This window comes from Kitasatospora sp. NBC_01246, from assembly GCF_036226505.1.
In the GTDB taxonomy this organism is placed as follows: Bacteria; Actinomycetota; Actinomycetes; order Streptomycetales; family Streptomycetaceae; genus Kitasatospora.
Genome location: NZ_CP108484.1, coordinates 260,701 through 273,140 on the forward strand (window position 1 = coordinate 260,701; position 12,440 = coordinate 273,140).

Annotated in this window: 3 protein-coding genes; 1 reads left to right on the forward strand and 2 read right to left on the reverse strand. The window is 72.0% G+C overall.

Translation table 11 applies throughout. From position 1 onward, the window contains the following. Positions 1-115 precede the first annotated feature (115 nt). Positions 116-430 (reverse strand): hypothetical protein, encoded by a 315-nt coding sequence (locus tag OG618_RS01165; RefSeq protein WP_329485193.1) that lies wholly within the window; start codon positions 428-430, stop codon positions 116-118. Next, complete coding sequence (locus OG618_RS01170; protein ID WP_329485194.1) at positions 421-7,671, reverse strand: RHS repeat-associated core domain-containing protein; 7,251 nt, start codon at positions 7,669-7,671, stop codon at positions 421-423. The genes OG618_RS01165 and OG618_RS01170 overlap by 10 nt, the downstream gene beginning before the upstream one ends. A 343-nt stretch (positions 7,672-8,014) precedes the next feature. Between OG618_RS01170 and OG618_RS01175 the strand changes: the two genes are divergently transcribed. Continuing rightward, positions 8,015-12,322 carry a LamG-like jellyroll fold domain-containing protein gene (locus tag OG618_RS01175; protein ID WP_329485195.1) on the forward strand — a complete coding sequence of 1,436 codons (4,308 nt, stop codon included), beginning with the start codon at positions 8,015-8,017 and terminating at the stop codon, positions 12,320-12,322. Positions 12,323-12,440: the final 118 nt, after the last annotated feature.

Genomic DNA, 12,440 nt, shown 5'->3' on the forward strand with positions numbered 1-12,440 from the left:
TCACCGGCCACCCCGTCACCTCCGCCGCCTCCGACGGGGCGGTCCGCACGGGCCGTCGTGAAAGGCCGGTGTCCGGGTGCGCCGTAGCGCACCCGGACACCGGCCTCGGGAGGGGTCAGTCCTGCGGCTTCGCCGCGTCCCGGAGTGCGAAGTACTCCGTGACGCCGGCCACGAAGCGGCACGCGCCGGTCTCCCGGTCCACGATCACCGGGAGGTTCCCGCCGACCCGCAGTCGCCCGCGCGCGTCGGGGACCGTCGGCAGGTAGCCGAAGACGTAGGCGCCCTCGACGGCGACCGTCTCGTCGATCCGCAGCCGGTACGCGCGCTCGTCCCAGCCGCGGACCCGCTCGCGGCAGTACGCGTCCGCCGCCAGCCGGGCCGACTCCTGGTCCATGCTCACCATCCGCTTCCTCTCCTGGCTCACCACCATGTGATCATCATTTCGAGATTCTCCCACTGCGAGGTCACGGCGTGCGTCTCGCTCTGGTAGTCGAGGAACTTGATCACACCGGCGTCGTTCACCACGTTGAAGTAGTGGCCGACGTCGACGCCGTCGGTCCAGCCGAACACGATGCCCCGGGTGCCGTAGCCGAGCACGGTCAGCTGGTGGCTGATGTCGTCGACCCCCTCGGTCATGTGGAACAGGGAGTCGTACTTGTACTCCAGTTCCTCCGGGGCGAGGATGCCGCTGTCCCAGGCCGTGGCACCGTCGTGGGTGCCCGCGAGACGGCTGTCGCCGGCCTGGGCGCAGGCGCCGCAGTTGTCGGTGTAGCCGCCGGGGTTCGCCCCCGCCAGGGTGTCCTCCGCCTTGCCGGGCTTCGGCCCCTTGGTACCGGTGCCCCCGCCGCTGTCGGGCGAGCCGCCGCCGCTGGGGCGCCCGGCGTCCTTGCCGGCCGCCGGCGTCTCGGAGGCCGGAGCGCCCGGGTCGTCGCCGCCCTTGCCGGTGCCGGACTTCGGGCTGCTCGGCTTCTCCGTCTTCGGCGTGGTCGGAGCCGGGTCCGCCTTGGTGGTGGTGGGCAGGTCGCCGGAGAGCAGCTTCTTGACCGCGCTGACGACGTCCTCTCCCTCGGACACCGCCGTCTTGATCGCCTTGACGGCCTTGACGCCGCCGCTGATCGCCTTGACCGCGCCGTAGCCGTCGATCGCGAACGAGCCGACCACACCGGTGACCTGGCCCGCGAAGTACGAGGTGGAGCTGGTGTCCACCTCGAACAGGTCCGCCAGCGGCGTGTCGTCCACGTACCCGGTGTGGCCGAGCCTGAACGGGGACTCGTTGGAGTACCCGAACATGTCGTTGAACACCTGGTTGTCGCCGTTGGCGATGTCGGCGAAGGAGTTCCAGCAGTCGGAGAGGGTGTTGACGCTCCACTGGTACGGGTCGCCGACGATCGAGTCGCCGACGCCGGTGAAGAAGCTCCCGACGTCGCCCCAGCTCCACCAGAGGCCGTTGGGGTCGCTGCCGGAGGTGGGGTTGCCGGCCGCGTACCCGTAGCCGCCCATCTGGTTGGGATCGCCCGACTCGAAGACCGGGTCGACGGTGAGGAACCGTCCGATCATCGGGTCGTAGACGCGCACCCCGAGCAGGTCCAGCCCGCTGGTGGCGTCCGTGGGCTTGCCGAGGTAGCCCCGGTTGTCGGCCCAGGCCGCGGGCGCGGCGCCGCGCGCGTTCCCGTACGGGTCGTACGCCCGCCGGACGACGGCCAGGCTCGCGCCGTCGACCTGGAGCTGGGCGGTGCCGTGCGGGGTGGTCGGCTGGTAGCTGACGGTGCCGGCCGAGGAGCGGACGATCACCGTGCCGTCCGGGCTGTGGTAGTACCGCAGGCCGGTGACGGTCTTCTTGACGGTGTCGAGCCTGAGCTGCTCCGCGCCGCCGAACAGGTAGAGGAGGTTGGTCCCCGGGTTGCGCTGGATCAGCAGGCTGCCGTCGGCGTCGTAGAGGTAGCCCGCCTCCGTGCCGTTGGTGGTGACCGCCTTGGTTCGGCCCTCCTCGTTGTACTCGAAGGCCTGGCTGGTGCCGGGCCCGGTCCGGGTCTTGGTGTTGCCGGCGCTGTCGTAGTCGGGCACGACGGTGGTGCTGCCGGACGGCCCGGTGGTGGTGACGGCACTGGCCGCGTTGGGCTTCTTCGCGGGAGTGACGCCGGCGCCCGGGTAGGTGATGGTCTGGGTGACGTCCTTGGTGGCCGCCCCCTTCACATCGTGGGCGACCTGCTGGGTCCGGTCACCGAGCTGGTTGAACTGCCAGTCCAGCCAGTACGGGGACGGCCCGCCGATGGTGCCCGGCGACGGTGCCGCCGTGGCGCACTTGGTGAGCTGCCCGGCCGTGACCGCGCCCAGGCCCTTGGTGTCCGTCCAAGCGGTGGTCAGCCGGTTCTGCGCGTCGTAGCCGAAGCACTGGGTGTCGGTGACCCGGTCGGTGCCGCCGCTGGACTGGACGTCGGAGACCGCGGTGACGCTGCCCGCCGCGTTGTACCCGTAGGTGGTCGCCGAGATCGGGTTGGCCGTGTTGCTCTGCAGCGTGACCCGGTTGGTGGCCAGCCGGCCGGTGGCCTGGTCCCAGGTCTGCGCGGTCCGCAGCTGCTTGCTCGGTGTCCCGAGGGTGGTCTGCAGGACCTGGCCCTGCGGGCTGTAGGCGACGGTGGCGATGTACGGCCGGCTGGGCGTGCCCATCGCGACCAGCTTGCCCTGGAGGTTGTAGCCGTAGCCGACCGTCTCCGCGGGAAGGCCCGCCTCGGTGCCGAAGGTGGTCGACGCCAGCAGGCTGACCGTCTCGGTGTAGGAGGCCGTCGTGCTGTAGCTCCCGGCGAGGTTGCCCTCGACCGCGGGGATCACCGTGGTGGTGCCGGTCGGCTGGCCGACCGCGTTGTAGCCGTTGACCTTCTTGACGTAGGCGCTGCCGCTCTTGCCGCCCACGTAGCGGGTGGACGAGACCGGCATGCCCTTGCCGAGCGAGTCGTACGTCCACTCGGCGAGCGCCTTCGCCGGGTCGCCCGGCGTGTCACCGGTGTACTCCGCCGTCTTGCGGCCGAGTTCGTCGTAGCTGTACGACAGCACCTGGCCGCGGCCGTCCTTGACGGTCAGCACCCGGCCGAGCGGGTCGTAGGTGCTGCTGGAGCTGCCGCTGTCGGGGTCGGTCTGGGCCACCACCCGGCCCTGCACGTCGTAGGTGTAGGACCAGGTGTTGCCCACCGTGTCCTTGACCGTCTCGACCTGGCCGCGGGGGGTGTAGCCGAAGGTGGTGGTGATGTCCGCGGCCGCGGCACCCACCGGGCCGGCCGACCAGAGCTGGGTGTTGGCGCCGTCGTACATGACGGCCCGGCCGTCGCCCTGCACCTTGAGGTAGCCGCCGGTGTGCCCGCCGCTCGCGCTGGTCCAGAGCGTGGTCTTCCCGGTGGTGTCCAGCACCACGAGGCTGCCGTCGGCGAGGACGCTCGCGTACGCGCCGGGGTGGCCGGCGGTCCCGGAGGACCACAGGGACTTCCCGTCGACCAGCGCGGTCAGCACCAGGTTGCCGTCGGCCTGCATGGCCAGGCGGACGCTGCGGGAGACCACCGAGGTCCCGGAGGCGATCACGCTGCCACCGGTGAGCTTGCGGTCCGGCGTGGTGTCGCGCACCACGGTCGAGCTCCGCCGGCCGAGCGCGTCGGTGTACGCCGTGGTCGCCTTGCCGCCGGGCGGCGGCGTGACGTCCACCCGGTCCACGCCCCGGTAGGTCGTGACGGTCTGCCAGAGCGTGCTCGCGAAGGACACCTGCTGGACCGTGACCGGCCGGCCCTGGCCGTCGTACGACGTCCGGGTCACCGCCGGGCCGGTCTTGTTGGTCTCGGCCCACATCGAGGTGCCCGGCGCGTTGGCCGCGTCGTAGTAGCTCGCGATGGCGGAGACGGTCCACCCGTGGGAGTCGTAGAAGGTCGAGGAGACCAGCCGGCCCACCGAGTTGTCCGCGGTGGTCGTCTGGGTCTGCCGCGCCTGCAGCGTCCCGTCGTAGAAGGTGACCTCGGTGCTGTAGGTGCCGTCCTCGCGCAGCGTCCTGGAGGTGACGGTGGACGGGTCCGGGCTGTCCCCGGCGCCGTGGACCGCGTACGCGAAGGTCCGGTCGGGCGACTGGGTCGCCTTGTTCCGCCCCGGCATCCACACCTTCACCCGGCGCCCGAGGGCGTCGTAGGCGGAGTCGGTGACCCGGCCGTTGACGTCGGCCGCGTGGGTGATCGAGCCGCGGCCCGGCGAGACGGTGCTGGTCGCCTTCCACTTCAGCGGGTTCTCGGTCGACACCGCGGTCGGCAGGAGCCCGGTGGCCGGCGTGTACGTGGTCGTGGTGGTCCGGCCGGCCGCGTCGGTGCTGTCGCTGACGCGCCCGTAGCGGTCGTACGCCATCGCGCCGAGCACCTGGAACTGCGGGTTGCCGGCCTTGTCGTAGCCGGTGACCGACTCGGTGGCGGTCACCAGGCCGAGCGAACCGGAGCGCTGGCCGAGCCGGCCCAGGGTGCCGGGGTTCGTGACCGTCCCGTCGCCGTCGTAGTAGACCCGCTTGTGGCTGAGCGTGGTGCCCTGCCCCGGCTTCGTGTCGCACGAGCCGGCGAGGCTGAGCGTCTCCTTCGGGTAGACCAGCATCATCGGGTTGGCCGACGGCGCGTCGGCGTAGGTCGTGACCGTACAGGTCCGCTGGGAGGGCACGGACAGGTCGCCCTGCTCGTCGGCCTTCCAGATCCGGCCGAGGTCGTCGAAGGTGGTGCCGCTCCGGGAGGTCCGCCAGGTGCGGTCGTCACTGAGCAGGCCGAGCGAACGGCTGCCGCTGGAGCGCACCCGGCGCGACGTCAGGTCGGGCAGCGTCGAGAGCTTGTCCGGCTTCGGGTCCTCCGAGGTCCACGCGGTGCGCCCGGCGGTCGCCACGACCACCGAGTCCGGCACGTCGGTCAGCGTCTTGGTGACGACGGTGCCGCCGGCCTTGGTGAAGCCCTGGCTCTCGAACGGGGTGCCGGCCAGCCAGGCGCTGTCGGTGATCTCCTCGCCGAGCGAGTTCGTCACCTTCGCGCTGCGCCGGGTGCCGTCCTTGCGGTAGTCGCCGTCCATGCCCTGGAGGTAGGAGACGGTGCTCTGGGTGGTCGGGTCCGGGGCGGCGCCCGTGGTGGTGGTGACGGTCCGGTAGCCGCGGAACTCGTTCCACGTCCGGTGCTTGTCGTCGGTCAGCTCGGAGTCGTCGCGGTGCCAGGCGGCACCGCCCGAGTAGCTGTAGTCGGTCACCTTGGCGGGCGAGCCGGCCTTGGTCCGGTCGCTGGAGGTGACCTTGGAGACCAGGGTCTTGTGGAACCAGTCCTCGATCGGCTCCACACCGCCCGGGGTGTTCCAGAACACCGGGTAGCAGGCCATGGTGTTGGAGTCGGCCGAGGCCGGCATGGTGTTCTTCTCGCGCGAGCACTCCGGCGCCCGGTAGGTGACCGCGACGGACTCGCCGGTCTCGGTCTGCACGCTGGAGATCCGCGGGTGGAACAGCGGCGGGGCGGCCGGGGTGAGGCCGTCGACCCGGTTGTCCGTCTCGATGCCGACGAAGGTGACCGGGTCGAGGGAGATCGGGTCGTCGCCCCCGGCGGAGGTGTCCTTGCCCGTGTGGACGATCTCCGAGAGCCACATCACCGACTGCAGCGAGCCGCTGGACTTCGGGTCCTGGGTCTTGCCGGTGACCGGGTCGTAGGTGCCGCCGGCGTCCGAGAAGACCTGCTTCAGCTCGTAGCTGTCGACGTCCTGCCAGCCCGAGGAGGTCCGGACCTTGGTGTCGATGCCCTTCAGCCGGTACGTCTGCCAGAAGGTGGGACCGCTCTGCAGGCAGACGCCTTCGGTGTCGCCCTCCTCCCCGATCTTGGTCTTCCAGTCGGAGGGGCAGTTCAGGTCGTACGGGGTGTCCGGCCAGTTGGCGGCGGTGTCCGAGGAGAGGTTGCCGTCCTTGCAGACGCTGTCCGAGGTGGTGCAGCGCTGCGCCGTGCGGAAGACCACCTTGGCGGCCGGCTCACGGCCCGCCCGGGCGTCCGCCAGCTGGTAGCCGTAGGAGATCTGGGTGAGGTGGCCGCCCCGGGTGTACTGGGTGAGGGTGCCGCCCTTGTCGTCCTTGTCCTCGTCTGGGATCTGTCCGAAGCCCATGTTGTAGTAGTTCGACTCGGTCGACCAGTCGTAGCGCTGCACGTTGCCGTGCGGGTCGACCACGAAGTCCAGGTTGAACCGGTAGCCGACCGGCTTGTCGCACTGCGAGTCGTCGCCCTTGTCCGAACTGTGGCAGGGATCGTCCGACTTGGGGTGGTAGACCGGGATGCCCCAGGCGCTGCCGGTGGCGTCGTCCGTGCTGCCGCCGGGAGCGTGGTTGAGGCCGAGGTAGTAGGCGGTGCCGTCGGTCGTGGTGACCTTGAAGTACTCGCCCTGCCAGAGGCCGTTGGTGGCTCCGGTCAGCCGCTCGATCCTGGTGCCGTCGTCGGTCTGGAGGTGGTACGTCCCGTCCGAGTCCCGCAGCAGCTGGCCGTTGTGGGTGCCGAGCGAGATCGTGGCGTTCCAGCCGGCCCAGCAGGAGTCGCCCGAGTCCTCGATCCCCTGGTCCTTGCAGGTCTTGTACGAGCGCTCGATGAAGCCGGGGCTGTAGGACCAGCCGTCACCGACCCAGGACGACTGCGAGTTGCGCGCGGAGGTCTCGCCGTCCACCGACTGCGAGTCGTAGGCGAGTCCGACGGTCGGCGCCGCGCCGCCCAGGGACGGGGGCGCGGTGATCGGGTACCGGTACGTGAACGCGCCCGAGGCGGACGCGGACCAGGCACCCGAGGCGGACAGCGACGTCGCGCCGTAGTCGCCCTGGGACCCGCCGCTGCTCGCCACGGCGGCCACCGCGACCCCGCCGGACCGGGCGGCCGCCAGCGCCGCCGGGGCGGCGAAGGCGCTGCCCGGCTTCGCCGCCCCGGCGGCGCCACCGGCCGCCGCGAGCACGACCGTCCCGCTCAGCTTCCGGCCGACCGGGTCGTTGACCGCCTCGATCGGCGTGCGGGTCCGGCAGGCGGCGAGCTGCGGCGTGGTGAGCGCGCACGCGGGCATCGCCACCAGCTGCAGCCGGGAGGCCCAACCACCGCCGTACGCCTGCTCGATGCCGCCGTAGTCGAGGGAGACCGCGACGCTGCCGCTCTCCGCGCGGGCGTCGGCCCGGTCCAGGCCGACCAGCAGGCCGTCCACGCCGGCCCGCTTGGCCCGGCCCCGGTCGGCGAGGTCTACCCGGACCGAGGAGACGGCGCTGAGCGGGGCGACCGACGGCGCCAGGGACTTGGCCCGGGCACCGAGCGCCGCGGGGGCGGCGGGCGAGACCGAGACCGGCAGGCTGCCGGCCTTCGCCTTCCCGGCGGGCGCCGCCAGGCTGCGCACCTCGGGGGTGTTCCCCAGGTCGACGGTGGCGGTCGCGGCCGCCGGCCACTGCACGGGCTTCACCACGTGCGGGACCAGCTCACGGGCACCGGGCGGGATCGCGGGGGCCGGGACGACCGACCCCCGGCCACTCACCGGGCTGCCCGGGACCTTCGCCTGGTCGGGGAGCGGGTCCGCGCCCCAGAGCTTGTCCGTGTACTGATAGCCGCCGACGACGTCGGCGACGGCGAGCGGGGTCGCCAACGAGAAGACGGCGGCCGTCGCTATCGCGACGGTCGCCCGTTCCATCCAGGCCCGTTTCCGGGCACCTCGAATTCCGCGCGGTCCTGCGCGCATGCGTATTCCCCCTGAAGGCACATCAGAGAGCCGGTGAACTGACGAATCACCAGCTGACGGCACGTTCGGCCGACCGGAACCGTATTGCCATGGCAGGGTCAGAGCAATACCCTTCCCCAGCAGTCACTCTGTCCCCTTCCGTCACACAGGCCCCAAAGAGTCTTCACAGGCGGCGCCAGGGGTGAGTAAAGACCGCAATTCCGACACGTGGCGGGGGGCCACGGGGGTCCGTTCTGTGACGAGGAACACAACGGCGCCCGGGTTCGTCCGCCTCCGGTCCCTGAAAGGGCGATCCATGGGGGAGCACCTCCGCGTCCGGAGAAATCCGGCGCGCACACTGACACGCCGTCTGGCGCTGTCGGCGGCCGTCACCGGCCTGCTGCTCGGCAGTGCCGGACCGGCGCTCGCGGACGATCCGGCCGCCGGATCCGCGAGCACGACGACGGGCCCGGCCGCCGACTCACCGCTGGCGGCCGCCAAGGCCGAGGCCGCGCGCACCGGCCGGCCGGTGACCGTCGACAGCCTCACCACCGAGACGTCGCGGACCGTCGCCAACGCCGACGGCACCTTCACCGCCACCACCCACCTGCAGCCCGCCCGGGTGCGCGAGGACGGCCACTGGAGGGACGTCGACGCCACGCTGACCAGGAACGGCGACGGGACCCTCTCCCCCGCGGCCACCCCCTCCGCGCTGGCCCTCTCCGGCGGGGGCGACGGGCCACTGGCCACCCTCACCGACCCGGACGGGCGACGGCTCTCCTACACCCTCCCGTTCCCGCTCCCCGCTCCCGTGGTGAACGGCAGCACCGCGCGCTACGACGGCGTCCTGCCGGGCGTCGACCTCAAGGTCACCAGCACCAACCAGGGCGGTTTCCACGAGGTCCTGATCGTGCGCGACGCCGCCGCGGCCGCCAACCCCGCGCTCGCCTCGCTCAAGCTGACCACCTCCGTCGGCGGAGGCCTGTCGCTGACGGCCGACCAGGACGGCCGGGTCGCGGTCACCGCGCCCGACGGCAGCGCGGTCTTCCGTTCGCCGACCCCGCTGATGTGGGACTCGGCGACGACCGCCCCGGCCGGGGCCGCCGCGGACCCGGCCCCGGCCGCGAAGGCGGCGCCGAAGACCGCACCGCAGGGCGCGCCGCAAGCCGCACCGCAGGCGGAGGCCCCCGCGGACGGCGCCCCCGCCACGGCGTCGACTCCCGAGGAACCGGGCAGCTCCGCCCAGGTCAAGCGGATCGCGGTGACCCATGCGGCCGACACCCTGACGCTGGTCCCCGACGCCGGCCTGCTCCGCGGCGCCGACACCGTCTGGCCGCTGTACATCGACCCGTACACCAGCCCGATCACCAGCAAGAAGAGCCACTTCGTCACCGTCAAGGAGGGCTGCGCGAGCCAGAGCCCGTACGACGACGCGCAGGACAACGGCGAGGGCGTCGGCTACCAGCGCTGGCAGGACTGCTTCGGCCTGAACCGCGCCTACTACGAGCTGAACATCGCCGGCCTCGACAAGAAGATGGTGATCTCCAAGTCGGTGGTCCACCTGACCTCGACCTACGGCGCCTCCTTCGACTGCGACAACGAGACCGGCGTCCGGCTCGCGACGGTGACCCCGATCAGCGGCTCCACCAGCTGGAACAACCAGCCGGACATCACCGGCGACGGCTACATCGGCGGCACCCAGCAGGTCAAGAGCTCCAACATCAGCCAGAAGTGCGGCAACCACGACGTCAACTTCGACGTGACCGGCCAGATCAGGAAGCTCTCCGGCGTCAAGGACAGCTGGACCTTCGGGCTCTGGGGCAACGAGTCCAAGTCGACGAGCAACAACGACTTCGTCCGCTTCGCCAACAACCCCTACCTGACCACGGTGTTCGACATCGCCCCGGAGACGCCGGACAACCTGGGCACCACCCCGGCCACCCGCGCCCCCGCGAGCAACGGCTGCGCCGGCGCGGCCGACGGCTGGATCGGCCAGTCCGGCCTGGCCGGGGACGCCTCCGACATCACCCTCAACGCCCACCTCACCACCGACATGAGCGGGGTCAACCTGCGCGCCCGGTACGAGGTCTGGGACACCAAGACGGCAGCCGCCGACGGCGGCTCGACCGACAAGGGCGCCCCGGTCAGCAGCTGGGTCAGCAACGGCGGCACCACCCGGGTCAACATCGGCTTCAAGGTCGCGGACGGCCACCAGTACGGGTGGCACGTCAAGGCCGAGGACGGCACCCTGGCGAGCGGCTGGACCGCCAACTGCTACTTCAAGACCGACCTGAGCGCGCCGAGCATCCCGTCCTTCACCGACTCCCCGGTCTTCCCGCCGCTCGGCGGCGACAAGGCGCCCACCGGCCACGCCGGTGACACCGGAGTCAAGATCACGGTGACCTCCAACGACCCGACGCCCACCGGCTGCACCCGCGGCAGCTGCGTCAGCAGCGGCATCGACCGCTTCGAGTACTCGCTGGACGCCAACATCCCGGCCAACGGCGCCGCGGCGGTCAACGCCGTCCCCACCACCGGCGGCAGCGCCACCGGCGACGTCCCGATCGTGCTGAGCGCCGCCCAGTGGGGCGCCCACACCCTGTTCGTCCGGGCCGTCGACAACGCCGGCAACACCCAGGGCACCGTCGGCCAGTACAGCTTCTTCGCGCCCTGGAACCCGGCCACCAAGGTGACCGCCGGCGACGCCGACGGCGACGCGGTGCCCGACCTGCTCGCCCCGACCACCGACGGCGACCTCGTCCTGGTCCGCGGCAACACCGACCCGGCCGGACCGCCCGTCAGCGCCTCCGCCAAGGCCCAGAGCCCGGACGGCACGGGGTGGGACAACTACCTGGTCGCCCACCGGGGCACCGCCACCGGCACCAACGTCGACGACCTGTTCGCCTACTCCAGGGCGACCCACGAGCTGTACCTCTACCAGAACGACGCCGTGACCCCCGGCGGCGTCACCGGGCACTTCACGCTCACCCAGAACGTGATCCCGATCCGCAACTCCTCCTCCTGCCCGGCCAAGGGCTCGGACGGCACCTGGAAGAACGTCACCCAGCTGCTCGCCCCCGGCAAGCTCGCCCAGTTCGCCGACGCCCCCGACCTGGTCACCGTCGACAAGGGCGAACTCTGGTACTACCCGGGGACGTTCCAGGCCGGCTGCAACCTCGGGGCCGGCGTCCGGATCGGCACCGGCGACTGGTCCGGCACCACACTGCTCGCCCCCGGCACCGTGGGCGGCGTGCCGACCCTGTGGGCCCGGGACAACGCCACCGGCGCGGTCAGCAGCTTCCCCCTGACCTTCGACGCCGGCCTGCCGACCACGAAGATCGCCGCGCCGACCCACGCCCCGCTGGTCTCCGGCGTGCTGGACACCGCCAACAAGAACCTCTGCCTGGACATCGCCGGCGGCAGGACCGTCAACGGCACCGCGGCCCAGATGTACACCTGCAACGGCACCGACGCGCAGCAGTTCGCGCTCGGCGCGGACGGCAGCATCCACGCGCTCGGCAAGTGCCTGGACGTGCAGAAGGGCGAGACCGCCAACAACACCCTCGTGCAGCTCTACCAGTGCAACAACACCGGCGCCCAGCAGTGGGCCCCCGGACCGTACCCGGGCACGCTGAAGAACCCGCAGTCCGGCCGTTGCCTGGCCGACCCGGCGAGCAACCGCAACCCGCGCACCCAGGTGATCATCTACGACTGCATGAACATCGCCGACCAGAAGTGGGCCGCCACCACCGGCAACGTGCTGCCCGCCGCGCAGAAGGTGCTGCCGATCGGCGTCGGCGACCGGGACGCCCCGACCGTCGCCTCCCCGGGTGACGTGCAGGGCACCGGGTACCCGGCGCTCTACGCCGGCTCCCGTTCCGGCCGGCTGACCGAGTACCCCGGCGCGGCACCGGCCGGCGGCCTGGCCCAGTTCGGGAACCCGGTCGGCATCGGCAACGTCCGCCAGCCCTCGGCCTGGTGGAAGCTGGACGGCACCGCGGACAGCATCCGCCCGACCGGTGCGCTCACCCTCAACGGCGGCGCCGCCCTCGGCACCGACCCGGCCCGCGGCGGCGTCCTGAACCTGAACGGCTCCACCGCGTACGCGGCGGCCGCCGGTCCGGCGGTGGACACCAGCCGCAGCTACACGGTGTCCGCCTGGGTGCGGCTCACCAGCCTCACCGCCAACTCCACCTTCGTCTCGCAGTCCGGCACCAGCGCCAACGCCCTCCAGCTCTACTACTCCAGCGGCGCCCACGCGTTCGCCTTCGGCCACGCCCACGCCGACGACACCGCCGGCGCCTTCACCAGCGCCTACGGGCCCACCACCGGCGCCCTCGCCCCGAAGACCAACACCTGGTACCACCTGGTGGGCGTCTACGACGCGGACTCCGCCGACCTGCGCCTCTACGTCGACGGCTCGCTCGCGGGCACCGCCGAGTACGCGGGCACGGTCTGGAACGCGACCGGTCCGCTGCAGCTCGGCCGCCGCCTCTACATGGGCGCCTACGGCGAGTACGCCGCCGGCCAGATCGCCGACGTCCAGCTCTTCCCCGAGGCCCTCACCCCGATCGGCGTCTCCTCCCTCGACGGCAGGCGCCCCGTCCCCACCCAGCTGAGCTGAGGCATCCGCCCCTCCGGCGCCCGCGGCCCGTCCACCCCACCCGGGTGGACGGGCCGCGGGCGTCTGGGGCGTCTGGGGTGTCTGGGGTGTCGGGTATCGGGGTGGGGACCACCGGCGT

Bases quoted from the DNA above. Each gene is read 5' to 3' on its own strand.
- OG618_RS01170 (WP_329485194.1), bottom strand. From the start codon at position 7,671: ATGGAACGGGCGACCGTCGCGATAGCGACGGCCGCCGTCTTCTCGTTG.
- OG618_RS01165 (WP_329485193.1), bottom strand. From the start codon at position 430: ATGGTGGTGAGCCAGGAGAGGAAGCGGATGGTGAGCATGGACCAGGAG.
- OG618_RS01175 (WP_329485195.1), top strand. From the start codon at position 8,015: ATGGGGGAGCACCTCCGCGTCCGGAGAAATCCGGCGCGCACACTGACA.